Annotated in this window: 23 protein-coding genes; 5 read left to right on the plus strand and 18 right to left on the minus strand. The window is 44.0% G+C overall.

Features of this window, described 5'->3' with window-relative positions; genetic code table 11:
* Positions 1 to 42: 42 nt before the first annotated feature.
* Genes argJ through argC form a run of 3 tightly spaced genes read right to left on the minus strand, consistent with a single transcriptional unit; the run spans position 43 to position 2832 of the window.
* Positions 43 to 1269, minus strand: a complete 1227-nt coding sequence (gene argJ / locus ABS301_RS04560) for a bifunctional glutamate N-acetyltransferase/amino-acid acetyltransferase ArgJ (protein ID WP_349671084.1) — start codon at positions 1267 to 1269, stop codon at positions 43 to 45.
* Between the two features lie 38 nt (positions 1270 to 1307).
* The gene (locus ABS301_RS04565) at positions 1308 to 1754 is read right to left on the minus strand and encodes a GNAT family N-acetyltransferase (RefSeq protein WP_349671085.1); all 447 of its coding nucleotides are present in this window, start codon (positions 1752 to 1754) and stop codon (positions 1308 to 1310) included.
* Between the two features lie 37 nt (positions 1755 to 1791).
* Positions 1792 to 2832 carry an N-acetyl-gamma-glutamyl-phosphate reductase gene (argC, locus tag ABS301_RS04570; RefSeq protein ID WP_349671086.1) on the minus strand — a complete coding sequence of 347 codons (1041 nt, stop codon included), beginning with the start codon at positions 2830 to 2832 and terminating at the stop codon, positions 1792 to 1794.
* Between the two features lie 224 nt (positions 2833 to 3056).
* On the opposite strand from argC, the gene ABS301_RS04575 reads away from it, so the two are divergent.
* A complete protein-coding gene (locus ABS301_RS04575; protein WP_349671087.1) occupies positions 3057 to 4274 on the plus strand; it encodes an argininosuccinate synthase in 1218 nt (405 codons plus the stop codon).
* Between the two features lie 251 nt (positions 4275 to 4525).
* Positions 4526 to 6652, plus strand: coding sequence for a methyl-accepting chemotaxis protein (locus ABS301_RS04580; protein WP_349671088.1), 2127 nt, complete (start codon positions 4526 to 4528; stop codon positions 6650 to 6652).
* 48 nt (positions 6653 to 6700) lie between these two features.
* Here the strand turns inward: ABS301_RS04580 and ABS301_RS04585 are convergent, their stop codons facing one another.
* The 10 genes from ABS301_RS04585 to nifS all read right to left on the minus strand — a co-directional run bounded on the left by ABS301_RS04585 (position 6701) and on the right by nifS (position 16307).
* The gene (locus ABS301_RS04585) at positions 6701 to 8086 is read right to left on the minus strand and encodes a sensor histidine kinase (RefSeq protein WP_349671089.1); all 1386 of its coding nucleotides are present in this window, start codon (positions 8084 to 8086) and stop codon (positions 6701 to 6703) included.
* Positions 8087 to 8090: 4 nt separating this feature from the next.
* Positions 8091 to 8777, minus strand: a complete 687-nt coding sequence (locus ABS301_RS04590; protein ID WP_349671090.1) for a response regulator transcription factor — start codon at positions 8775 to 8777, stop codon at positions 8091 to 8093.
* Complete coding sequence (locus tag ABS301_RS04595; protein ID WP_349671091.1) at positions 8755 to 10041, minus strand: FG-GAP repeat domain-containing protein; 1287 nt, start codon at positions 10039 to 10041, stop codon at positions 8755 to 8757. The genes ABS301_RS04590 and ABS301_RS04595 overlap by 23 nt, the downstream gene beginning before the upstream one ends.
* A 42-nt stretch (positions 10042 to 10083) precedes the next feature.
* Positions 10084 to 10707 (minus strand): hypothetical protein, encoded by a 624-nt coding sequence (locus ABS301_RS04600; RefSeq protein WP_349671092.1) that lies wholly within the window; start codon positions 10705 to 10707, stop codon positions 10084 to 10086.
* A gap of 155 nt (positions 10708 to 10862) precedes the next feature.
* Positions 10863 to 11348, minus strand: coding sequence for a GNAT family N-acetyltransferase (locus ABS301_RS04605; protein ID WP_349671093.1), 486 nt, complete (start codon positions 11346 to 11348; stop codon positions 10863 to 10865).
* Positions 11349 to 11393: 45 nt separating this feature from the next.
* Complete coding sequence (locus ABS301_RS04610) at positions 11394 to 12284, minus strand: patatin-like phospholipase family protein (protein WP_349671094.1); 891 nt, start codon at positions 12282 to 12284, stop codon at positions 11394 to 11396.
* Between the two features lie 146 nt (positions 12285 to 12430).
* Positions 12431 to 13546 carry an N-acetylmuramoyl-L-alanine amidase family protein gene (locus ABS301_RS04615; protein ID WP_502877948.1) on the minus strand — a complete coding sequence of 372 codons (1116 nt, stop codon included), beginning with the start codon at positions 13544 to 13546 and terminating at the stop codon, positions 12431 to 12433.
* Positions 13547 to 13548: 2 nt separating this feature from the next.
* Positions 13549 to 14628, minus strand: coding sequence for a tRNA 2-thiouridine(34) synthase MnmA (gene mnmA, locus ABS301_RS04620; RefSeq protein WP_349671096.1), 1080 nt, complete (start codon positions 14626 to 14628; stop codon positions 13549 to 13551).
* Between the two features lie 15 nt (positions 14629 to 14643).
* A complete protein-coding gene (gene nifU / locus ABS301_RS04625; RefSeq protein WP_349671097.1) occupies positions 14644 to 15081 on the minus strand; it encodes a Fe-S cluster assembly scaffold protein NifU in 438 nt (145 codons plus the stop codon).
* 41 nt (positions 15082 to 15122) lie between these two features.
* Positions 15123 to 16307: a cysteine desulfurase NifS gene (nifS, locus tag ABS301_RS04630; RefSeq protein ID WP_349671098.1), complete on the minus strand. Its 1185-nt coding sequence runs from the start codon at positions 16305 to 16307 to the stop codon at positions 15123 to 15125.
* 169 nt (positions 16308 to 16476) lie between these two features.
* Between nifS and ABS301_RS04635 the strand changes: the two genes are divergently transcribed.
* The 3 genes from ABS301_RS04635 to ABS301_RS04645 all read left to right on the plus strand — a co-directional run bounded on the left by ABS301_RS04635 (position 16477) and on the right by ABS301_RS04645 (position 19701).
* Positions 16477 to 18018, plus strand: coding sequence for an oligosaccharide flippase family protein (locus ABS301_RS04635; RefSeq protein ID WP_349671099.1), 1542 nt, complete (start codon positions 16477 to 16479; stop codon positions 18016 to 18018).
* 105 nt (positions 18019 to 18123) lie between these two features.
* Complete coding sequence (locus ABS301_RS04640; RefSeq protein WP_349671100.1) at positions 18124 to 18972, plus strand: Fic family protein; 849 nt, start codon at positions 18124 to 18126, stop codon at positions 18970 to 18972.
* Between the two features lie 36 nt (positions 18973 to 19008).
* Positions 19009 to 19701 (plus strand): Crp/Fnr family transcriptional regulator, encoded by a 693-nt coding sequence (locus tag ABS301_RS04645; RefSeq protein ID WP_349671101.1) that lies wholly within the window; start codon positions 19009 to 19011, stop codon positions 19699 to 19701.
* Here the strand turns inward: ABS301_RS04645 and ABS301_RS04650 are convergent.
* The 5 genes from ABS301_RS04650 to ABS301_RS04670 all read right to left on the minus strand — a co-directional run bounded on the left by ABS301_RS04650 (position 19691) and on the right by ABS301_RS04670 (position 26294).
* Positions 19691 to 21418, minus strand: a complete 1728-nt coding sequence (locus tag ABS301_RS04650) for a phospho-sugar mutase (RefSeq protein WP_349671102.1) — start codon at positions 21416 to 21418, stop codon at positions 19691 to 19693. The genes ABS301_RS04645 and ABS301_RS04650 overlap by 11 nt on opposite strands.
* Before the next feature lie 138 nt (positions 21419 to 21556).
* The gene (locus ABS301_RS04655) at positions 21557 to 22870 is read right to left on the minus strand and encodes an SGNH/GDSL hydrolase family protein (RefSeq protein ID WP_349671103.1); all 1314 of its coding nucleotides are present in this window, start codon (positions 22868 to 22870) and stop codon (positions 21557 to 21559) included.
* Positions 22871 to 22896: 26 nt separating this feature from the next.
* Positions 22897 to 23943, minus strand: a complete 1047-nt coding sequence (locus tag ABS301_RS04660; RefSeq protein WP_349671104.1) for an SGNH/GDSL hydrolase family protein — start codon at positions 23941 to 23943, stop codon at positions 22897 to 22899.
* Entirely contained in the window at positions 23933 to 25132 is a 1200-nt protein-coding gene (locus tag ABS301_RS04665; RefSeq protein ID WP_349671105.1) for a glycoside hydrolase family 130 protein, read from the minus strand. The genes ABS301_RS04660 and ABS301_RS04665 overlap by 11 nt, the downstream gene beginning before the upstream one ends.
* Positions 25122 to 26294 (minus strand): AGE family epimerase/isomerase, encoded by a 1173-nt coding sequence (locus ABS301_RS04670; RefSeq protein WP_349671106.1) that lies wholly within the window; start codon positions 26292 to 26294, stop codon positions 25122 to 25124. The genes ABS301_RS04665 and ABS301_RS04670 overlap by 11 nt, the downstream gene beginning before the upstream one ends.
* Between the last annotated feature and the right edge of the window lie 10 nt (positions 26295 to 26304).

Genomic DNA, 26304 nt, shown 5'->3' on the forward strand with positions numbered 1-26304 from the left:
TCCTTCTTCTGATCTGCCTTCTCATGTTCTGCCTTTCAATCGTTAAGAGCGGTAATCTGCGTTGATTTTCACATAGTCAAAAGTCAGATCACATCCCCAGGCTGTTGCAGAAGCTTTTCCCATCTTGATGTCAGCAATCGCAGTCACTTCCGGCTCCGATAGTATCTTAGTCGCCTCTTCCTCACTGTAGGGAAGTGCCACGCCGTTTTCAATGATCTGAAGTTTTCCTGCTGCGCTTTCAAAATACAGATCCACTTTTTCCGGGTCAAAGGTGGCTCCTGAGTATCCCATGGCGCAAAGAATGCGTCCCCAGTTGGCATCGTGACCGAATATGGCTGCTTTTGTCAGACTGGAAGTGATCACTGATTTTGACAATGTCACAGCCTGCGCCTTTGTCTCTGCGCCGATTATTTTCACCTCAAATAATGCAGTACAGCCTTCCCCATCCCCAGCCATCTTCTTTGCCAGAGTCTCATTGATGAAATTCAGTGCTTTTATGAATAACTGATAATCTTCATTTTTTTCCGTAATTTCTTTATTTCCAGCCATACCATTCGCCAGAAGAAGAACGGTATCGTTGGTGGAAGTATCTCCGTCAACGGATATCATATTGTACGTATCCTTGATATCTTCCTTTAATGCTTCTGTCAGCAGCTCTTTTGAGATTGCAGCATCTGTAGTAACAAAGCTTAACATGGTGCACATGTCCGGATGAATCATTCCGGAGCCCTTGCACATACCTCCGATGGTGATGGTAGCTCCGCCTGCCTCAAACTGAACGGCTACTTCCTTTTTCACGGTATCGGTCGTCATAATCGCCTGTGCTGCAGCGGTTCCGCTCTCTTCACTGCCGTCCAGAATCACAGACATTGCTTTTACTCCCGCTGTGATACGGTCAATTGGAAGCTGCATTCCAATGACACCGGTAGAAGCCACCAGAACGGAATCTTCCGGGATTGAAAGGCACTGGGAAGCGGCCTTTGCCGTCTGACTGCAATAGGAGAATCCTTCTTCACCAGTACATGCATTGGCGATTCCTGCATTCACTACAACAGCCTGCGCAAAGGGAGAACTGGTCACGATTTCCTTATCCCATTTGACAGGAGCTGCTTTTACGATGTTCGTTGTAAAGGTGCCAGCTGCTTTGCAGGGGACCTCACTGTAAATCATCGCCATATCTTTTCTGTTATTTTTATATTTAATGCCTGCTGCCGTTGATGCAGCTTTAAATCCCTTTGCTGCTGTTACTCCTCCGCTTATCTGCTTCATAAATATAGTTCCTCCCTGTCATCGGTTATGGTATGCTGTCAGCTTACAAAATCAGTGCGGTTTTTCTCACTGATGGTCAAATCATAGTAATTTAAATCATCTCGGAATGTGAATTTTTCTTTCCGCCAGAAATTATTTCCCAAAAGGTTGTTACGAAAAGCAATCAGATTGACTTTATTAATTCCCTCTTTTCTCAGTCTGCTGACGGCTTCTAAAACCATCGCCTGACCAACTCCATGCTTTCTGTATTCCTCTGCCACACACACATGGTATAACGTACCTCTGCGTCCGTCATGACCGCTTAAGATAGAACCGATCACGATCCCTTTGTCTTCTGCAATCACGCTTAAATCCGGATTTCTCAGGAGAAACCGTCCGATTCCTTCCTTTGAATCATCAACAGCCCGGATACCAAATCCCTTAATCCCGGACCAAAGTGCAAACACCTGGTCATAATCTTCTATTATCATTGATCGTATTATCATTATGTCTTCCTTTATCATTACTCTTTCTTTTAAACATCTACGGAAACATGGGGATCAGCTTCAGTCCTTTATTTTCCTCCAGTCCGAATAAAAGATTCATGTTCTGGACTGCCTGCCCGGCGGCTCCCTTAACCAGATTATCCATGGCTCCCATCATCACAATGCGGTTGGTTCTTGGATCGATCTTGAAATTCACATCAACAAAATTGCTTCCTTCCACCCATTTTGTCTGAGGTGTCACATCTTTTTCCAGAACCCGGACAAAAAATTCTTTTTCATAATATTTATCATAAACGGACTTTACTTCTTCATAGGAAACCTTGCTGGTTAATGATGCATAGGCAGTTATGAGAATACCTCTGTTCATGGGAACCAGGTGAGGTGTGAAACTGATGGTTACCGGTTTTCCTGCTCCGTAGGAAAGCTGCTCTTCAATCTCAGGCGTGTGTCTGTGTACACCGACTCCGTAAGCTTTGATGTTCTCATTTACTTCACAGTAAAGATTGTCAAGCTTTGCTCCTCTTCCTGCTCCGGACGTTCCTGATTTTGCATCGATAATAATTGTATCAGGATCAATCAGGCCTTCTTTTACCAGAGGATAAATGGAAAGCTCCGAACAGGTGGGGTAACAGCCCGGATTGGCTATCAGCCTTGCATTTTTAATCTTTTCCCGGTTGATTTCCGGAAGTCCGTATACCGCTTCCTTTATATATTGAGGAGATTGATGCTGGATCTGATACCACTCTTCATAGATATTCACATCCTGAATCCGGAAATCCGCACTTAAATCAATGACTTTAGTCTGTGATAAAATACGGTCATTTAAAGCAGATGCCAGAAAACCCTGGGGTGTAGCTGTGAAAATCACGTCCACCTTCTCTGCCAGTGCTTCTATCTTATCATCCATGCAGGAATCGCTGACGATTTCAAACATATTCTGATAAATGGAAGCGTATTTCTGGTCCACATAGCTTTTCGATCCGTACCACTTAATCTCCACGTCATCTCTCTGGAGTAAAAGTCTTGCCAGCTCACCACCTGCATATCCGGTTGATCCTATAATTCCTGCTTTAATCATCGTCATCGCTCCTTTGCATTCTCTATTTTGTATCGGCCCTGCGCTCTCCATTCATGAGCGTTTTATCATTCCCTCCAGGATTTTCATAATTATACATCGCTTTTGTATATTATGCAAGATGTTTTTATATTTTTCATTTTACCCTTGCATTTCCACCAGTTTTGTTGTATATTTATGTAAGTTCAAAAAGAAAATACACAAAAACCATAGAGGAGGAATCATATATGAAAGAGAAAGTAATTTTAGCCTATTCCGGCGGACTTGACACCACTGCCATTATTCCATGGTTAAAGGAAAATTTTGATTATGATGTAGTTTGCTGCTGCATCGACTGCGGACAGGGCAATGAACTTGATGGTCTTGAGGAGAGAGCCAAATTATCCGGCGCTTCCAAATTATATATAGAAGATCTGGTAGATGACTTCTGCGACAACTACATTATCCCATGTGTACAGGCCAATGCCGTTTATGAGAATAAGTATCTTCTGGGTACTTCCATGGCACGTCCTGCCATTGCAAAAAGACTGGTTGAGATCGCAAGGAAGGAAGGCGCTACTGCCATCTGCCACGGAGCAACCGGTAAGGGCAACGACCAGATCCGTTTCGAACTTGGTATCAAAGCCCTTGCTCCTGATTTAAAAATTATCGCGCCTTGGCGTATGACTGATGTATGGACCATGCAGTCCCGTGAAGATGAGATTGAATACTGCAAACAGCACGGAATCGACCTTCCGTTCTCAGCAAACAACAGCTACAGCCGTGACCGCAATTTATGGCACATCAGCCATGAGGGCTTAGAGCTGGAAGATCCGGCAAATGAGCCAAATTACGATCATCTTCTGGTGCTTGGCGTTTCTCCTGAAAAGGCTCCTGATGAAGGAGAATACGTAACCATGACCTTTGAAAAAGGCATTCCTGTCAGCGTAAACGGAGAAGCCATGAAGGTTTCCGATATTATCACAACGTTAAATGAGCTTGGCGGTAAGCACGGTATCGGCATTGTGGATATCGTGGAGAACCGGGTAGTAGGCATGAAATCCAGAGGCGTTTATGAAACACCAGGCGGTACTATTCTCTTAGAAGCACATCAGCAGCTGGAAGAGCTGGTATTAGACCGTGCTACCATGGAAGTAAAAAAAGACATGGGTAATAAATTTGCACAGATTGTATATGAAGGTAAATGGTTCACACCGCTTCGTGAAGCAGTTCAGGCATTTGTTACTTCCACACAGGAATATGTAACCGGAGAAGTGAAGTTCAAACTTTATAAGGGCAACATCATCAAAGCAGGAACCTCTTCCCCTTACTCCTTATACAGCGAATCTCTTGCATCCTTCACGACTGGTGATCTCTATGATCATCATGACGCGGAAGGCTTCATCACTCTTTTCGGTCTTCCGTTAAAGGTTCGTGCCATGAAGATGCAGGAACTAAAAAAATAATCATATCCAAATAAAACAGGAATTGAGGATACTGAAATTCAGTCCCAGTTCCTGTTTTTCTGTCTGAAATCAGATCATTATTCACAATAATCGGGTATGAACCCATGGAAAATCCTACATAATGTTTAATCTTTATTTTCTTCTCCTGTACAATTGACAGCCCGATACCGTTGATTTATAATTGCTCTGATTACATAACAGGAAATTTTAGCAGAATAGCAAAAAGAATAAAACCAAACCAGGAGAAAAAAATGTCGCAGGAAAAACAAATGCCCAGCCAAGACACCAAAAAGCAGATGGGTAAAATCATGAGTAAAAAATCAATCAAACGCAAGCTTCAAATCAGTATCGCAGCATTGTCAACAGTCATCACATTACTTTTCGGCACCGTCAATTCCATTATTATCTATCGGGATGCAAGAAATAACATGCAGCTCAGAATCCAGGAAAACACCAACGCATACAGCCACTCCGTAGAGAATGCCATTCTTATCTATAAGACTAAAATCGAATCAATCTCAAAAGATAACAGAATTGGGAACTCATCCGGTTCATCGGAACAGCTTCAGAAGAACCTGACCCAGCTGGCGAAGGAATACGGATTCGATTCCATAGTCGTCTGTAACACCCAGGGGATTACCTCCGACGGAACCGATGTCAAAGACAGGGAATATTTTCAAAAATCCACAAACGGAGAAACCTATATCTCCTCTCCCCTTTTAAGCAAGACAACCAATACGATGATTATGATTCTCTCAGCGCCTGTGAATGGCGATGGAAGCAAAGGCATCGTATTTGCAAGACTTTCCTGTGATTCTTTCAGTAAAATGATCAATGACATTTCCCTTGGTAAATCAGGCTACGGATTTATCGTAGATAAAACAGGAACCGTCGTGGCTCATAAGGATCAGGAGAATGTGAACCAGCAGTTAAATTACATCGAAGCTGCCAAAACAGATTCATCCGTTTCACAGGCTGGGAAAATGGTGCAGAACATGACAGCGGGTAAATCCAGTATTGAGTCCATTCAATATAAAGGAAATCACCTTACTGTTGGCTATGCCCCCATCCCTAATACAGATGGCTGGTCATTGGGCGTTTCAGCGAAAACCTCTGAGCTTATGGAAGGTTTCTATCTCTCAATTATTGTTATGGTACTTTTCGTAGCTGTATTTCTAATAATCGCTTTGATCAGTGCAGTAAGGATTGCCTCTCCTATCGTTAACCCCATCATTAAAATGGTGGACAGACTGGAACTCCTCTCTCAGGGAGATCTTCACTCTGAAGTTCCGGAGTATGTAAGCGAGGATGAGATCGGCACTCTTTCCAAATCCTTAAAATATACCGTTTTTTCACTCCGATCCATCATCAATGATGCCACTACTGTTTTAGACGGTGTAGAAAAAGGAAACTGTACGTTAACCATTGAATCGGAATACAAAGCAGATTTTATTCTGCTTAAAACATCGATAAATGGAATTATCACCAATTTAAATACCATTTTCGGTAATTTCAGAAGCTCCATTAATCAGATCTCAAGCGGAGCAGATCAGATCTCCTCCGGAGCCCAGCTTTTAGCTTCCGGTACGACACAGCAGGCAGCTACTGTTGAGGAACTAAATGCTTCCATTTCCAGTGTAGCCCATCATTCCGAGGAAAATGTTGTTACTGTCTCAACCGTAAATGAGTATGTAAAACAGACAGGAATAGAGCTTACAAAAGGTAATTCTTACATACAGAATTTAAATCAGGCCATGAGTGAGATCGGGGATGCTTCAAAAAAAATCACAAATATCACCAAAGTGATTGAAGACATTGCATTTCAGACCAACATTCTGGCACTGAATGCAGCCATCGAAGCAGCAAGGGCCGGGGAAGCCGGAAAAGGCTTTGCTGTAGTTGCAGATGAAGTCCGCAATCTGGCTGAAAAGGTAACGGCAGCAGCCGGAGAAACCTCTTCCCTGCTGGCACACTCTTCTTCGCTTGTTGAGAATGGAGAAAATTTATCCAGGGAAACAGTGGAAATACTAAAAGGTCTGGCTGACAAAGCAGATTTCCTCGGGGAATCCATGGAAAAAATCCGCAGTGCGTCTGCAGAGCAGGTAGATGCCATCCAACAGATCAACACAGGCTTAACCCAGGTATCATCCGTAGTCCAGACCAATGCAGCTACTGCAGAAGAAAGCTCTGCTTCCAGCGAGGAGTTAGCAGCACAGGCACAGGCAATGAAGGATGAGATCAGCTGGATTCAGCTGATGAGTGATACTGTTTCTGAAAAAGAGAAAATCAGCGAACCGGTTAATGAAATAATAGAAATACCGGATGCCACAGAAGAGACAGATGTTATGGAAGCTCCCAATTTAACAGATAAATATTAATTGAAAAGATACCGCAGCCCAATAAAAAAAGGTCTGCGGTATCTTATTTTATGAGTAGTCGACGGAATGATTTTCGGGAATGAGAATGGTAACCGTCGTCCCTGTTCCATATTCACTTTCTATTTCAAGCTTTCCTCCATGCAATTCCATTATTTTGTGTGAGATGGATAAACCAATCCCTTCTCCAGCTGATTGATCCTCTCCTTTATAAAAGGATCTGGTCACATAGGAAAGATCTTCGGGCTTGATACCTGTTCCAGAATCACAGATTGTAATTTTAACCCAATCCGATTCCTTTTCCTGATCCACGAAAATGGTACTGTGCTCGTTTGAGAATTTAATACTATTATCTATCACATTCAGCAGTACCTGTTTCAGTTTATCGCCATCTCCGTAAACTTCTAAAAAAGCTGTGCTGGTCACAAGCTGTATATTCTTCTTTTCTGCTTTTTTCTGCAATTGAAACACTGCTTCCAAAACCAGTTTTTCTATATTAACCGGTTGAAATGAAACAGTCACCCGGTCTGACTGGTATCTGGAAAAGTCAAGCAGGGTTTCTACCATGGTGATCAACCGCTCAGTTTCATGTTCAATAATCTTAAGACCAAACTCCATCTCCTCTTCCTGTAGCCCCTCAGGCTCTCTCATGGTTTCCACCCAGCCCTTAATTCCTGTCAGAGGAGTGCGAAGCTCATGGGATATGGAAGAGATGAAATCATTTTTCAACTGATCCGCTTTTCCAATTTCATCTCCCATATGATTTAATATGGTTACCAGCTCTCCAGCCTCATAAGGATACTGCTTCTTAATTTTCTCCCGGTAATTACCCTCTGCCATTTTTCCTGTTAAAGAGATAATATCCTCCAGCGGCTTTACAATGGAATTTCCAAGATGAAGACTCACGAAAAAAGTAATGGCTGCAATTGCAGTACAGGTGAGCAGTGCATAGGAGAAAATTCTTAAAATAGTGCTGTCTGCCGGCTTTAAGGAGGTGGTATATCTTAATATTCCCACCACCTGTTCTTCATATAAAAAAGGCGTGTATACAGCCATAATCCGTTCTTTCGTCTGACCGTTTTTTTCCACCCTGTAAACAGTTTTTCCGCCAGGTACCTGGGGATCTACCCAGTAACTCCGGTCTTTGTAAAATCCGGTTGAAGACTGGATCATCTGTCCGTTCCTATTTAACAGCTCTAAATCTGCACCCTGAAACGTATAGTTTTTAATGATCTGGTCACTGTAATCCGACAGCCGGAACGAGCGGGAATCAGACTGCCCAGCCCAAACGGGAACAACCGCCTGGGCATAGTGTTCAAAGGTATCTGATATCTGCTGATATAAATATTTTTTTACTCCAATGCCAAAGCTTGCCAGTACAAGTCCCAGTGTAAGAAGGATGATTATCATAAAATAGGCCATTACTCTCCGTTTCAATCAATCACTCCTTCCATATATATCCAAAACCCCATTCCGTACACAGGTACGCCGGACTTGCCGGGTCATCTTCAATCTTTCTTCGGATCCGCCTGATGTTTACATCAACCACCTTTAGATCTCCCACATAATTCTCTCCCCATACCTGATCTAAAATCTGGTTTCTGGTGAAAACCCTGTTTTTGTTTCTGATAAAGAATTGAATGAGGCTGAACTCCGTAGGCGTCACCTTCACGGCAACATCCTTTCGTAATAACCGGTTCTTTTCAAAATCCAGCTCAAATGGCCCGGAACAAAGCCTTGTCCCATTCTGGTCAGAGGATCTTAAATCCATACGGCGAAGGAGAGAAATGATTCTGGCCTCCAGCTCTGTCATACTGAATGGTTTAGTGATATAATCATCAGCTCCCTGAATCAGTCCCTTGATTTTATCCTCTTCCTGGGAACGTGCTGTCAACATAATAATGCCCGCCTGAGGACTTAAATCTCTCATTTTCTCACAGACAGCAAATCCATCCATACCTGGAAGCATGAGGTCAAGCAGCACTACATCTACCGGGTTGGAAGCAAACAGTTCAAGAGCCTTCTCTCCGGTTTCTGCTTCCAGAACCCCATAATTCTTTCTTCTTAAATTCAGGCAGATGAAGCTTCTGATGGAAAGCTCATCCTCAACTACCAGTATTGCTTTCATTTTCCTCCCCCACCACCAGGTGAAACTGGTCTCTGGATATAGGCAGTACATCTTTTAACTCAGTATAATAGACGGTATCGTTTGTCTTACCCAATATGGTGTCATGCTCACCAGACTCATCTTTTTTTGCCCATTTCACTTCAAACACGGTCTCTCCCCCTGAAACGGTTACAAGCTGTACACCCTGATCCAGTCGTTTTACCGTGATCTTACCATATAAATCGGAAGGAATGGTAATATAAAAATGCTGCCCTTCTTCTGCATAACGTTCCTCAACAGCCGTTTTCGATCCATCCAGCTTATAGTCATAATAAACCTGGATAAATGGAATCTCAGCCATAGCAGCATCTTCATACCCGTTTGGTATATACATTCCTCCTGCCTCAATCACACCGTCTCCGTTTATATCTCTGCTGGTAAGAGGATATGCCTTCATCAGAGTACTGTCGTTGTCACCTCCGATTTTTGTCAGTTTTCCGTCTTTCACTCCAAGAATTTCCGTTAACATGGAATGGGCACCCAGTCCGCTGTCAACAAAGATGGCATCTGCCCCATCTGCCAGAAGTCCGGCTGTGATCTGCTCCGGGACTGCCTGGGGATTTAACTCCACGCTGGAACGGGATATTAACTGACCTGCCTCATAGGAAAACAGTTCTGCTTTCTGTTCTTCCTCTATTTTTCCGTCTAATAAAAATATAGAAGGGGACTGGCTGTTTCCAAACTGCCTGATTAAAAGCTTTTCATAACTGCGGTTTACCTTCTGCACTAACTGATCCTGATTAAGTTCATAGATGAGAAGCTGCTTTGGGCTTTCCGGTCCGGAAATCTGTCCGCCAGCTATGATCTCCTTTTTTCCGTCTCCATCTAAATCCAACACTTCAAATGAATCAAAAGAGGATAATCCTGTCTCCTGATCCCATATTTTTTCGTAACTTCCGTCCTTTTCCTGTAACATCAGGAAATGTGCCTGCTTATTATCCCTGGTATCCCGATATAAAACCAGCGCTTCCTGTTTCCCGTCCCGATTGATATCATCAAGAACGATGCTTTGTTTCTTATCTGAATGATCAGCCGTTAAATATTCGGCACCTGCAGGCAGGATATCTTTTATTTTCTGTGTAAGATCCTCTTCTTTAGAATTGTCCGCTTTGGGTTGCTGTATGAACCCCGCCTGATTGCCGGAATAACTGCATCCGGATAAGTACGCGGTCATTGCTGCTGCCATTGCTGCCTGTAACAGGATATTTTTATTTTTTCTTTTCATGTCTGTCTCTCCGTCTCTTTAGATACTGCTGTGTTTCTGCGTTTAAAAATCATTCTTCAACAGATACAATCCATAGGTAACCTGGGTGTTTGTATCGTAGTTTATGGACAGATAGATATCATTATATTTAAAATGAGCATCGCCGTTCCGGTCGCTGACCGGATCTTTTAATACTTCTTTAAATTTGTCAATTTTTTCTCCCAGTTTTACGCCATGAATATCAAAATCCGGATCCATGACAAAAATCTGCTCTGCTGTCTTGTAATTTGTCTGGTCGAACCAGATGCGGATTCCCGCTTTTTTAAATTCCAGACCTCCCTCGTCAATCTTCTCCGGCTCCTCGCCTAAGTTTTTCACAAGTTCCTCTTTTGTAAGGCCCAACAGACCAATATAGCCGTCTAACCGGGCTGACTCATCTTCTGCTGCCGTAGTGTTTGCTTCTGCCGTAGTGTTTGCTTCTGCCGTAGTAATTGCCTCTGCCGTAGAACTTTCCTTTGCAGCCTCAGTCTGGGTTATGGAAGGGGCTGTGGATTCTTTTGTGCTACCAGCTGTCCTGTCTGTTTCTTTTATACTGCACCCGCTTATTTCTAACATACTGAAAAGCAGCAATGCGGCCAGCAGCCTCCTGCTGTATTTTTTATTATTTTTTTCCATGATACGTCTCATGATATCCTCCTTGGAATTTATTTCTTACAATAGCAGTATAACCCGTAATGAAATAAAATTGGTTACAAAGACATTACAATTTCATGATTCTTTTCCAAATAAATAAGGGAGCGTTTTCATAACGCCCCCTGTCTGTTACCTGTATTCTGATCCCTTTATTTTTCTCCGCTATCTGCCAGTCGGTTCAGGCCCTCACCGGCTATGCGGTATACCGTCCATTCATCCATTGCCTCAGCTCCCATGGAACGATAAAAATCGATGCTGGGCTGATTCCAGTTCAGACACCACCACTCCAGTCTTCCACAGCCGCGTTCTCTTGCAATGGCACCTAACTTCTTGAAAATGGATTTTCCAATTCCCTTACCTCTGTATTCAGGCTTTACAAACAAATCTTCCAGATAGATCCCGCCTCTGCCGAGGAATGTAGAGAAATTATGGAAAAATAACGCAAACCCTACTTCTTTCCCGTCTGCAAGTGCGAAGATCACTTCTGCTTTTTTCTGCATGAACAGCCATTCTTTTAAAAGTTCTTCTGTAGCAACCACTTCATCCAGCATTTTCTCGTAATCTGCCAGTCCTTTAATGAATTCCAGAATCAGAGCCGTATCCGATTCCTGTGCGTATCGAAAGGTCAGTTCCATCTTATTTCTCCTCATGTAAATGTATTTTTATACAGTATACCGTATTTATTTTATTTTTTCCAGAACATGCTTAATCCGCGGCATCATTTTTTTTGTATACAGATATCCGCTTTCCATGCATTCCTCCATATATTCAAAGGTTAAAAGCCCTGACCCTTTGGGAATCGGGGGCTTTAACAGAAGAATCTCACCGCTGGAACGGCAGTCCTTCAACTCCCTGCTCATAATGGAAAATGAGTGGAACGCAATCTCCATGATGGAATGATCCTTTGGCATTTCATATGCTTCCCCAATATCAACTGCAATGACGTTTGATACTCCCGTTGAAATCAGTAAGTCTACCGGAAGATTGTTGGTTACTCCCCCATCCACCAGCAAAAAGCCATTAATCTGCCTTGGGCAGAATACAGCCGGAACAGAAGAGCTTGCCATCATAATGTCACATAAAAGCCCATTTTTCTGCCATCTCACATTTTCTTCCCGAAGTGCTGATATCGGTACCTTTTCCTGAAAAAGATTTGTGAATACCACCGTATTTCCGCTGTTGATATCCACTGCTGGTATTAACAGCCCTTTCTTACAATCCTGTACCTCCATCCCATCGGTTAAATCACACAGAAAGTCAGAAAGCCGGTTGCCCTTGATTAAGCCCATTAAAGATGTCTTTCTGTGAAGCAGCACCTGGGGCAGAAATAAAATGACACCGATCATATTAGGATCAATATAATTCTCTCCATGGGCTGCCAGCCATCTCACTGTATCTCTCATCTTTCCAATATCCATTCCGGATGCGTATAATCCAGCCACAATACTTCCTGCACTGGCTCCTGCGACCTGGGTGGGCAAAAGACCGTTTTCTTCTAACGCCGTAAGAACACCCACATGAACCGCTCCTCTGGTTCCCCCTCCTGCTAACGCAAGCCCATAATCCGCCATATTTTCTTCTCCTTGCCTGGAAGAAACGTTTCAGGAAAATGTATGCTTTTTTCCGTTCATTTATGACCTGACAGGAGTAAGGCAGACAGCCAAAAGCCGGAAAGCAACAGGGTCTTCCCTCTCGCTTTCCGGCATCTTATATGGAATTAATTCCCGCCTGCATAATAGGAATCGATTCCATCTGCAATTCCTTTTACAATCTTGTCCCGATATTCATCGGTGGCCATCTTTTTATCTTCTTCTGCATTACTCATAAATCCCATCTCTACGATGGTTACCGGTATTTTACACCAGTTAATTCCGCTCATGGAATCGGTCTCCTGTACCCCCCGGTTTTTAAATCCGGTCTGGCTGCTGATTCCGTTTACCACTGTTTTAGAAAGAGCTGAGCTTTTACCGTACAGATTGCCGTTATAAGGATTCTTAGAAGTCTGACACATGGTCAGGGCTCCGGCCACAGAGCTGTCGTTTAATGAATTAGCATGAACCCTTACAAAAATATCCGCTCCGCTTTCGTTTGCCATATTGGCACGCTCTGCATTGCTGATATTTACATCATGGGTCTCGCGGATCATATAAACACGATACCCCCGGTTCATCAGTTCCTGCTTTAATTTAAGGGAGACATCCAGTGTCAGCTTATATTCTGGTATGCCTGTAGCCACACCCTGGGTTCCGGAAGCCACCTTTGGTTTCATCTGAGAGGATCCTGGTCCGATGGGTTCCTTTTCCGAGTTACCCTTCGCCTGGTGTCCCGGATCAATGGCAATGAGCTTTCCGTTACCGCTTCCTGATACGGAAGGAGTGACTGCCGCCTGTTCCGCCGGCTTGTCCTTGGATAAATAACGGGAAGACACATAGCATTCTTTGTTCTCATAGGTAACACGGCTCCAGCTCTGGCTGTATCCGGTCCGTTTCAGTGCCGTCCCCTGATTAAGAGAGGCTGCTATCTGGCCGGAAGAAGATGGCTGTGTCCTGACATTCACTCCGCTGCCTGTCACATAAACCGTCTCATCTGCTTTTTGAAACTCAGGAGCTGTCTCCTTCGTCACAGAAGCTTCATGAGAGCTTTTTTCCGCTGTCTTTTCTGTATCGTCTTCAATGGTTACGGGAGCACTTTCAGCCTCCTGGGATAACTCTCCTTTGGCTTCTTCCACTGCAGGAGTCTGTATGGCTTCATATTTTTTCCCGCAGCCGGAAAGCAGAAACAGACAAAAAAGCAGGACGGCAGGAACGATCCATATGATTGATTTTTTTCTGATTATCACAGTATAGTTCCTCCACCCACTACGTATTCGCCCTGGTAAAATACCACAGCCTGTCCGGGAGTGATCGCTCTTTGCGGCTCCTCAAATCTGCATTCCACCACGCCGTCCTCCACCTCTTTTATGGTACAGGGGGCGCCTTTGTGGCTGTAACGGATCTTTGCCATTACCTCCATCTCTTCTCCATGGAGACCGTCAACTGCCATCCAGTTTAAATGACCGGCACGAAGGTTGTCAGAATAGACATCCTCTCCTGTTCCAATCACCACTTCGTTTGTTTCAGGGCGTATCTCCACAACAAAAACCGGGTAGCCAAGGGACAAATTAAGTCCTTTTCTCTGCCCAACAGTGTAATGAGTGATTCCTTTATGGCGTCCAATGACCTGGCCATCCAGATCCACAAAATTACCTTCCGGGGCCCGCTCTCCTGCGCTCTCTTCAATAAAACCGGCATAATCATGATCTGGAATAAAGCAGATCTCCTGGCTGTCCGGTTTATGAGCAACGTTTAGATTGATCTGGTCAGCAATTGCCCTGATCTGATCTTTGGAATAGGCACCTACCGGCATCAGGGTGCAGGCCAGCTGGTCCTGTGTTAAGTTATAAAGAGCATAGGTCTGGTCTTTCGCAGCAGTCACTGACTTTTTAAGGGCATATCTGCCGTTTGGAAGCCGGTCGATCTGGGCGTAATGACCTGTGGCAATATAATCCGCTCCAATATCCAAACTCCGCTTTAAAAGAGACTCCCACTTGACATAGCGGTTGCAGGCGATGCAGGGGTTAGGAGTCCGCCCTCTCTGGTATTCCTCTACAAAGTAATCGATCACCTGTGATTTAAATTCTTCTTTAAAATTCATAACATAATAAGGAATTCCAAGATCCCAGGCAACTCTTCTGGCATCATCTACGGCACTGAGCCCGCAGCAGCCTCCGTTTTCTTCCTGAGTCACGTTATCCTCGTCCTGCCAGATCTGCATGGTCACGCCGATTACATCATAGCCCTGTTCTTTTAACAGCCAGGCTGCAACGGAAGAATCCACGCCGCCTGACATTCCAACTACTACTTTCGCTTTACTCATAGTATTCCATTTCCATTAATATTCTTCTACTACTTCTTCCTCGCCGATATCAGACTTTGGCTTCTCCAAGCCTTCAATCTTAATGTCATGCTTGGTTGCGTAATCCCACAACGCAGCATGGATTGCTTCTTCGGCCAGCAAGGAGCAGTGTACTTTTACAGGGGGCAGCCCATCAAGTGCCTCACATACGGCCTTATTGGTAACCTCCATCGCTTCCTGAACTGATTTTCCTTTTACCATCTCTGTTGCCATGCTGCTGGTAGCAACTGCTGCACCACAGCCAAATGTTTTAAACTTTACGTCCTGAATAATCTGGTTGTCATCAATATCCAGATAAATTCTCATAATATCGCCGCATTTTGCATTACCAACTGTACCCATGCCGCTGGCGTTCTCTATTTCACCCACATTTCTCGGGTGTTCAAAATGATCCATAACTTTCTCTGTATACATATTCTATGATCTCCACTTTCTGGTAATTCTTCTACCCTGTACTAGTTTCCCTGATGTCTGATATAATCCTCGTAAAGAGGTGACATGCTGCGCAGTTTCGCTACGATTTCCTTAATGGCTTCCACCACATAATCCATCTCTTCTCTGGTATTTACCTCATCAAGGGTCAGACGGAGAGAACCGTGTGCGATCTCATGAGGAAGACCGATTGCCAGAAGTACATGAGACGGATCCAGGGAACCGGAAGTACATGCTGAACCGCTGGATCCGCAGATTCCTTTCATATCCAGCATGATCAGTAAGGATTCACCCTCAATAAACTGGAAGGCAAAATTTACATTATTGGAAAGGCGGCTCTTTCTGCTGCCGTTAATTCTGGTGTATGGAACTTCTTTCATGACACGTTCCATTAAATATTCACGAAGCTCGGTCTCTTTGCGGGCTCTCTCTTCCATTCCTGCTGCTGCAAGCTCTACCGCTTTTCCAAAGCCTACGATTCCTGTCACATTCTCTGTACCCGCACGGCGTTTTCTCTCCTGAGCGCCTCCATGAACAAAGGAACGGGACTTAACGCCTGTTCTGATATATAAAAATCCAATTCCCTTTGGTCCGTTAATCTTATGACCGCTGGCACTTAACATATCAATGTGGTATTCATCTACGTTAATAGGCATATGACCGAATGCCTGCACTGCATCCGTATGGAATAAGATTTTATGCTCTTTTGCTATCTCACCAATTTCCTTAATGGGTTCAATGGTGCCGATCTCGTTATTGGCAAACATGATAGAAATGAGGATGGTATCAGGACGAATGGCTTTTTTCAGCTCGTCTAACTTTATGGAACCATTCTCATCTACATTCAGATAAGTGATATCAAAACCGCGTTTCTCCAGATATTCACATGTGTGAAGCACGGCATGATGCTCGATTTTACTGGTAATGATGTGTTTTCCTTTGTCTGCATAGGCTTCTGCTGTTGCAATGAGAGCCCAGTTGTCGGATTCAGAACCGCCGGCCGTGAAATAAATCTCGTTCGTCTTGGCTCCAAGAGAACCTGCAATGATCTCTCTGGAATCCTGAACCGCTTTCTTTGAGATACCGGAAAATTCGTATACGGAAGATGGATTACCATAATATTCCGTAAAGTAAGGCAGCATGGCTTCTACGACCTCTGGTCTGGTTTTGGTCGTCGCTGCGTTGTCTAAATAAATCAGTTGCTTCATATTTGTTAGTTCCGCCTTTCTGTAGTTCTAAAGTTAAAAGCTTCATCTACATTTCCTATTATACACACATTTCCTAGAAATTCAATAGGAATGATTCTCATTATGATTGTGTCATGAAGAAAGAACAATTTCCATATATTTATAATAATTCTCTTTTTCAGGAGATTTCATGAATGATTCTCTAAAGATCCCCAGAAAACTTTCAAAAAGAAAATATGCGCTTCTGACCGGCACCCTTCTTCTAACGTCAGCCGGGCTCATCACGCGGGTGCTGGGCTTTTTTTACCGGATCTTTCTCTCCCGTACCATTGGAGCTGAGGGTCTGGGTATTTTTAATCTGATTCATCCGGTCTTTGGAATCTGCTTTGCGCTTTGTGCAGGGTCCATTCAGACCGCCATCTCCCAGTCCGTAGCCGCTAATGTGAAGAAGGGCCGTTCTGTTTTTCGCAGCGGTCTCATCATTTCAGTGGCTATTTCCATGATCCTTGCTTATCTTATTATTCAGTTTAAGGATTTTATCGCCAGTTCTATTTTGATGGAACCGCGCTGCGCGCCACTGCTTACGTTTCTTGCCGTATCTGTTCCCTGCGCGGCGATTCATGCCTGTATCAACGGTTACTATTATGGTATGCAGCGTCCCTCCGTTCCGGCATTGGCGCAGATTATGGAGCAGATCATAAGAATCGGCGCTGTTTTCCTCATTGCTGACATTATGATCCAGTCAGGAATTACCATTACTGTCCAGCTGGCAGTTATGGGGCATTTAATCGGGGAGATTGCCTCTTCTCTGTTTACGGTTTTTGCCTACCGCTTTTTTCCTCCAAAAATGGCCAAAGATTTTGCTTATGATTCCTCCCATTTCAGCGAAACGGCTCCGGGACTCCTTCACCTGGCAGTTCCCCTTATGGGAAACCGGCTGGTATTAAATATTCTTGCCAGTGCAGAGGCCATACTCATTCCCAGCAGACTTCAGATGTCCGGTCTTTCGGATTCCGCCGCATTTTCCGTATACGGTGTATTAACCGGAATGGCACTGCCCTTTATTTTGTTCCCTTCCACTGTATTTAATTCCCTGGCAGTGTTATTACTGCCTACTGTAGCTGAGGCCCAGTCAGAGGGGAATGAGAAACGGATCGGAACGGCGATTTCCATGTCCCTTCGTTACTGTATGTATGTAGGGATTCTCTGCATCGGTATCTTTACTTTATTCGGCAATGATTTGGGAGTCAGTGTGTTTAAAGACAGTTCTGCCGGACAATATATGACTGTGCTGGCATGGCTCTGCCCATTCCTTTACATGGCTACCACCATGGGAAGTATTTTAAATGGACTGGGAAAAACCTCCATTACGTTCACCCAGAACGTCATTGCCATGACTCTCCGGCTCCTGTTTGTGCTTTTTGGTATCCCCCGGCTGGGAATATTCGCATACCTGGTGGGAGCTTTGGCAAGTGAACTGCTGCTGGCTTTCATGCATGTGCTGGCTTTGAAGAAAATGGTGGAATTTGTGTGGAATGCATGGGATATGATTGCAAAACCATCGGCACTCATGATACTGGCTATTGGAATCTATTATGCAGCCTTTTCCTTTATGGATCCATTTGGAGGCCTTCCTTTGTTTATTAAAACAGCACTACATATCTTGATTTTAAGTATCTTTTATCTGGTATTGCTGTTTGGTGCTCATATTATGAAACACGGTGAGGAATAAAGGCGTATGGAAGGCATAAAGTACTGTTTTCCTACTCCTTGCGTTGGATTTCAAGGTATAGTATAATACTTGTATACAGCGTGCAAAGGAAAGGCAGGTGGTATTTTGTCTCAGGAATATCAGATTTATGGCGAAACAACTGACAAAGCCGTGAAAGAAAGTTACTGGAATGCTGCAAAAGGTCTCCAGAAGGTTGATGGGCTTAAGCCTACAAAATATCTGTCGGACCTGGCGGAATCCAATATTGAAGGGAAATTAACCTATCAACAGGTAGAAAAACTTCTCTATGAGCACTATGAAAATGAAACAGCTGAAGACACTGAGAACCGGAACAAAGAGGCTGATCTTGTCTCTGCCAGAATTGTGCATATCCTTGACGGCCCCGGTTATCCATTAAAAGTCACCTCACTGAAAGCAATTCACAGAGAACTTTTCAAAGATATCTATGATTGTGCCGGACAGTTCAGAAAAGTTAATATTTATAAGTCTGAACCAATTTTGAACGGAGATACGGTTAAGTATACGAACTATACCGCTTTGGAAGAGACACTGGAATATGATTTTGATACGGAAAAAAATAAAAGTTATGAGGAACTTACAGGTGATAAGGTAATACGAAGAATTTCTGCCTTTACCTCAGCTATATGGCAGGCTCATCCTTTTATGGAAGGAAATACGAGAACAACGGCGGTATTCATGGAATGTTATCTGAACAATATGGGCTTTCACGTGGATAATGCCATGTTTAAAGATTATAGCCTGTACTTTAGAAATGCTCTTGTAAGAGCAAACTTTGCTGATTACAAGAATAGAATCATCGAGACCAGCCTGTTTCTGGAACATTTCTATGAAAATCTTCTTATGGGTGGAGAATATCGCTTAAGTAACCGTGATCTTATTTTAAAGAATGTACTTAACCAGTTTGAATCTGTGAAACAAAGTAATTTAATATAGGGCAAGACAAAGATACAAAAGGAGAATGTGGTTCCCATGGATATAAAAGAAGCTTGTTCCTGTACCCGGCTTTTTCAAAGCATATCAGAAAAATCAGTGGCATCGCTGATGGCCTGTGGCAGCCTGCGGCGTTTCCCAAAAGGATCACACCTGTTTTGGGATAAAGAAATGAACCAGACGCTTTATATAGTAGTAACCGGTTTCGTATCCCTTTATAAGATCAATTCCCAGGGAGAGAGGAAAACCATTTTTCTGCTGGGAAAAGGAGAATTGGTGAACGAAGAAGTTTTGCAGAATATGCCCGCTTCCATTAACTGCGAAGCCTTTGAACCATCTGTGGTTCTGTGCTTTGGAAAGATGGATTTTCTGGAGGTTATGCGTCATGATTTTGAACTGACGAAACTGATTCTTGATTCCCTGGCTTTAAAAAACCGCCGCTTATACCGCCAGTTAAAAAATACCTCCAACTCTGTACATGGGGAAAAGAAGATCGCGGCAAAGCTATGGCGGCTTTCCAAAGATTACGGCATTCCCCATAAGGAAGGGACCTTAATCAATATGGAGTTAAGCGTTACCTATCTGGCTGATATGCTGGGATCGCGGCGGGAAACCGTATCCCGTCAGCTAAAGCATCTGACCGAACAGGGACTGGTCCAGGTTCAGAGAGGTAAGATCATCATTCCCGACAGAGACGCACTGTCTGCTTTTTTTAAGGGAATTAATTGCTGATTAAGACTTTTACCGCAGCTGTAAGCCCAGCTAGCTTTTCCGCTGCATCACAGCTCCCGGAGCCTTTTACGCCGATATAATATTTTACCTTCGGCTCGGTCCCTGACGGGCGGATACAGCACCATGCTTCATCCTCCAGTTCAAAATACAGAACATTGGAAAGCGGAAGAGATGTGGGATATTCTGATCTGCTTTCCAAGTCTTTTATCACACCAGTTTCATAGTCCCGGAACCGTTTCACGGAAAAACCGCCGATACATGAAGGAGGATTGGTTCTGATTGTTTCCAAAATCCCTTTAATTTTCTCCGCCCCGTCCATTCCTTTTAAAGTGATTGTGCAGAGATTTTCTCTATAATGACCGTACTTCTCATACAGATGCTCCATCTGCTGGCAAAGACTCCTTCCCTTTGTCAGGTAGTAAGCTGCCGCTTCGCACAATGCCATTGCTGCCACTATGGCATCTTTATCCCTTGCATGAGTTCCTAAAAGGCAGCCGTAGCTCTCTTCATAGCCAAATAAAAAATGATGGCTGCCACTTTGCTCAAAGAGTTTCATCTGCTCACCAATGTATTTAAAACCAGTCAGAGTCTCCTTAAGCTCCACACCATAAGCGTCTGTGATCGCCTTTGCCATCTTACCGGATACAATGGTCGTCACCACTGCCTCATTCTTAAGAAGCTCTCGTTTTTCCTTCTTTTGTGATAAAATATACTCCAGAATAATCATTCCTGACATATTCCCGGTAAATGGCTCATATTCTCCGCTTTTTTCATTCTTTCCATAGACGCCCAGGCGGTCTGCATCCGGGTCTGTGGCAAGCACCACGTCTGCATCCACTTTTTTTGCAAGCTTAAGTGCCAGGGAAAAGGCTTTGCTGTCTTCAGGATTCGGATAACTCACCGTGGGGAAATTTCCATCCGGATTCTCCTGTTCCGGCACCACATAGACTTCTTCAAACCCCAATTCCTTTAAAATCCGGCGCACGAAATGGTTACCGGTTCCATGAAGGGGAGTATACACGATTTTCAACTGTTTTTGCTGATTTCTAATCATTTCCGGGTGAATCACCAGTTTTTTTAATTCCTCCAGATAGCAGTCATCCAATTCTTTGCCGATTATGCGGTAAAGTCCCATTTTTTCCGCTTCTTTCAGTTCCATGGTCAAAGCCTGGGCGTAATCTCTGACTTTTTTTACCTCTCCGATTATTTCCCGGTCTTTGGGAGCCGTAATCTGCGCGCCATCCTCCCAATACACCTTATAGCCATTGTATTCCGGCGGATTATGGCTGGCTGTGACCACAATGCCTGCTATGCATCCCAGCTTACGCACCGCATAGGAAAGCATGGGCGTGGGCCTTAAGGAGTCAAACAGGTAAGCACATATGCCGTTTGCCGCCAGACAAAGAGCGGCTTCCCTGGCAAACTCCAGAGAATAATTTCTGGAATCATAGGCAATTGCCACTCCTCTTTTTTCTCCCTTTTCACGAATGATATAATTAGAAAGCCCCTGAGTCGCCCTACGGACTGTATAAATATTCATTCGGTTTGTTCCTGCGCCGATTATTCCTCTGAGTCCTCCTGTTCCAAATTCCAGTTCTTTATAAAAACGGTCCTGAATCTCCATCTCATTGTCCTTAATGGCGATCAGTTCCCTTCTGGTCATCTCATGAAAGAGAGGATTCCCACACCATGATTCGTATTCTTTTCTGACATCCATTTTATATTCTCACTTTCTCTCAGGCAATTACTGCTGTCTTTTCTGCTTTTTTCCATGAAAAAAGCAGGCGGTCATCATCAGCCGCCTGCCATCTTATTAACGGCTCTGTCTCATTGCTGTATTTACATATCGCTTTCCCTATAGCTCTGACTTTTTTAACACATCGATATGGGAAGCCGGACTTGTATCTGAGCTCGAAACAGTAAAGCCCAGGATGGTAAACCGATTTCCTTTGCTGTTCTCATTTTTCGTAATACGCACCGTATGAGGACCGTTTGATCCGCTTGTTAAAAGCAGCGTATAATCCGCATGACTACCCCAGCTCCCGTAAAAACAGGTATCAATGGTATTGACATACTGATCCTCCACATACACATCAAAAATCCCATAGTTTTCTTCCATACCACCGTAATAGATCAGCCCCATATTAGTGGCATCTTCAATGGTAAATGTAATATCCGATCCGCTGTCAGTCTGCCAGCCATATGGAAACTGGGCATTCTTTACGGTGACCCTGGATACATCGCTGCCTGATACGCGGATACCGTCCCCGCTTCCCGAACAGTGATCCAAAATGGTGCCATTTTCATATCTGGATTCCGTCACAGTCTCTCCCGGCAGCTCATAGGTGCTGTAGTCACCGTAACTGTGATTTTTCATATCCTCCAATACCTGTCCATAGAAATAGGACATACACCGAGATATGATCTTGTGCCCTGCATTATTGGGATGTGTTAAGTCATCATATGGTCCTAACTGGTTCCACTGAATGCTTCCGTTCTCAAGCCTTGGCGCTACTACATCTCCATAACTCACCACAGGAACCTGATAATAATCTGCTATTTCTTTGTGGTACTCGCTGTAATCAATGCATTGGCCATCCGCTGAAAACCGGGTCAGGCACAGAGACACGACTGCCGGAGCCGTCCTGTATTCCAATATTCTGCGAATTAAGCTTTCATAGCTTTCCTTATTATGATCACGGTAGTCATTGACGCTGAATTCCACAACAACAAGATCCGGGTTCTCAAAAAGTACATCCTGTGCCACACGGTGAACACCAAAATAAGAATCTGTTGCTCCGATTCCCGCATTGACATAGTTGATTTTTGCATCAGGAAACGTTTTCTTCCACCACTGAGTCGTAAGATATGCATAGCAATTGGTATTCTTAGGGGTCGCAACGGAACCATCAGTAATGGAACCACCAAGATAGGCTATGGTCACAGTCTCCCCTCTCATTGCTTTCTCCATTACTTTCGTCAGACGAGAGAGGTTTCCTGTACTGTAGACACTGCTGTCCGAGATCTCCTGATCTGTCACTACATCGACGCCAGAGATCAAGGTTGTTCCATTCATAATCCCATCTTCTGTAATGCCAACAGCTTCTATCATATCCTTCGGATCACTGGCTGTGACCACCAAGGTCTGCACACTTGCCGGCTTATTCATCCTTGCCTCTCTTTCCGAGAAAAAATTTATACTCCCCAAATATTCTCCGATATCCCTTCTATAAACGCACACAGCTCATCCGCCATCTGCTCCGCTTCCATAATACGTATGTGACCTGGAGTCCCCACTCCGTTTTTTGAGTATAAAAAATGGACGATCCTGCTATCCTTAAGCTCATGGCACACCCGTTCAATGGATGCATCCCAGTTCTCATGATGTTCCAAAATGGTAGTTGATAAAATAATGAAAGCCTTTGGATACTTCTTTCGTATGCTTCGAATCCATCTTTCATAATCGTCACGCCAGCGCTGTGCTTTTTCCCCTTCCAGATCCGTCTTCATGTAATCCTCTGGATTATTGTCATTTTGTCCGATGGCTACGATCACCACCTGGGGAATATATTGATGAAAATCCCACTCTGTGACTGCTCCAAGCTGAGGATTATAATGTACCTTATCCCAGACACTCTCCATTCCTATCAGCGAAGGTGCCAGAAACCACCCGGTTCCATTTTGCAGGGCAATTCCCCCCTGGGCTATATCATGGATTTCAGCCTTTAATTTTCTGGCCGCTATCCAGCCGTAAGAAAACCAACTGTTGGAATATTCTCCGTTGTGCTCCGGGTCTGCCTTTCCGGCATATTCCGTTGCCTCTGATACCTCTCCCGCAGAAACAGAATCCCCATAGACCTCAATTCTTCGCACAGGTCTTTCTAAATTCTCTGTCAGAATTCCTGCTCCTGTCAGCAAAAGCTCTTCCAGCGTCATTACGTGGCAGGAATCCTGACGTTTAAACAGGATAATGCTGTGTTCCTTCTCTTCCAGGTTTTCAGCCAGAAGAATGGTTGTGTATCCTGTATCTGCAAGCCGTTCTTTCCTTTGCACCCCATCCACTATGATTCCTATATAATTCCCCCAATAAGCTCTTTGATTTTTTATAACAACCGTTGCCCCTGTTCCCACAAAGGAAAAGATCAGTGAGCTGGCCGGAAAGATAAATACGGGGTGTTTTGGATCAGTACAGTCAATTCGTCCGCTGTATTGGAGCCTTTTATCATCCAAATCAATTTTCATGAACCACTCCTTCTTTCCGCTTTCCCTCTAACAATTCCAGATTTTCATGTATCAGACTGCACCGCTGCACCACACAGTCCGAAGAACGAAGCGGATCTTTTGGGGTATGGAACACATAATCCTCCAGTTTTTCCACCGTAGTGGTTGCCACATGCATACGGGTATCGCAGGAGGCATAATAAAGGTAAACATCCCCGTTTTCTCTGGCAATGGCTCCATTGGTAAATACCACATTTGACACATCTCCCACCCGTTCTTTTCCCAGAGGTGCCAGAAACAGGCCCGACGGCTCGGCAATCACTTTGGAAGGATCCTTTAAATCTGTTGCAAATACATAAAGCACATAGCGAAGACCTGCCGCTGTGTTCCGCACTCCATGAGCAATATGAATCCAGCCTTTTTTTCCCTTAATCGGTACTGCGCCAGCGCCGTTTTTTACTTCTGTCAGCGTGTGGTAAACCCGGTGGCTGATAATCTTTTCTTCTGCAATCACCGCATGTGCGATATCATCACATAGCCCGAATCCGATTCCGCCCCCGCTGCCAGTCTCAATAAAACCATCCATTGGCCTGGTATAAAATGCATACTTTCCCTCTACAAATTCCGGATGCAGCGCTACGTTTCTTTGCTGAGGTGAGTGGAGTGTGGTCAGGTTATCAAGGCGCTCCCAGGTTTTTAAATCTTTCGTCCTCACAATCCCTGCGCTGGCTACTGCCGCAGAAAGGTCACTGTTTTCCTGATCCTTCCCTTCTGAGCAAAACACGCCGTAAATAAAGCCGTCCTCGTGCTTTGTCAGCCTCATATCGTACACATTGGTCTCTTCCGGACACGTATCCGGAAGTGAAACCGGGTAATCCCAGAACCGGAACCCGTCAGTGCCGTTACTGCTTTCAGCCACAGCAAAAAAGGATTTTCTGTCATTTCCTTCCACACGTACTACCAGGAAATAGTTTCCCTCTATTTCAATCGCACCTGAATTCATGACCGCATTAATACCCAGACGTTCCATAAAAAATGGATTTCTTTCTGCATCCAGATCATATTTCCAGATAAGGGGCGCATGATTTCTCGTCAGCACCGGATTTTCATAGCGGTCAAAGATTCCATTGTAAAATTCACTCTTCTTATTTTCTTTCTTTATTAGCTGTTCATATTTGTTAAGCTCCGTATAATACCTGCTATGAATCATGCTGTATCCTCCTTATTACCTCAAAACACATTCTTCCATTATGGTACGGACACTTCCATGGCTCTACAATCGGTTTTTTTATGGGAACCCTGTTCTGGTCAACCGCCCAGTACCATTCAGAACCAGAACGCGGATCAATCAGGCAGGTTTTGATATAATCCCAGACTGCATTTGCGGCTTCCAGATACTGAGGCTCTCCAGGACATTTTTCATACCCATTTAAAAAGCCTACTACAGCCTCAGCCTGAACCCACCAAATTCTTGTTGTGTCTTTGATCCCGTCCAAAGACTCATTTAAAAGCGAAGAATCCACATAGGCCCTGTCATAAATATTGGCTGTTATCTCTTTTGTGATGAGTCCCATCTTGCTGATGCAGTCCTCATCACCCAGAATCTCACAGCCCCGGTCAATGAGCCATGCCGTCTCAATATCATGACCGTAGGAATAAAGGTCAATCAAAGAATTCCACTTCCGGTCAAAAAACACCTTCTGGCGTCCTTGCCCCCGATTATAGACATGCTCTGCAAATATATCGAGGATAAACCGCATCCGCTCCCTCACCTCATTCTCCCGGCTCACCCGGAAAAGTTCGGTATAAGCTTCAAATACATGAAGCAGAGTGTTCATCGTCTTTTCAGCAACAATTCCATTTTCCGAGAGCTTTTCGTTGTCAATCGTGTGAAACGCTTCATCAAATGCTTCCTTATATCCCCATTCATCTGTACATTTTGTCTCGATCAGCTTAAAAAGCTCCTTCGAAAGCTCCAGGGCTTCTTCATCCTTTGAAGCATCATAATACGAGGACAAGGCATAGATTGCAAAAGCCTGATTATAGGTATGCTTTATTGTTTCCTCCGGCTGTCCGTCAAATGTCACAGACCAGTATACTCCGCCGTTCTCCTTATCCAGGCAATGACTTTTTAGAAATTCATAGGCATGACGGGCATAAAAAAGAAGGCTGTCTTTTTGCAAAAGAAGGTACGCATTTGAAAAAAACCATAAAATACGACTGTTTAAAATGCAACCCTTTACCGCCTTCTCATCCACCTTTAAATCATATCCCATATATCCGTAAAAACCACCATACTCCTCATCTGCAAGCTGTTCCCAGAAGGGAATTAAATCCTTTGTCAGATGCTGTATCATTTCTTCCGCCAACATATGCTTATCC

Origin of the sequence: Lacrimispora sp., from assembly GCF_031982545.1 — a bacterium.
Classification (GTDB): Bacteria; Bacillota; Clostridia; order Lachnospirales; family Lachnospiraceae; genus Lacrimispora.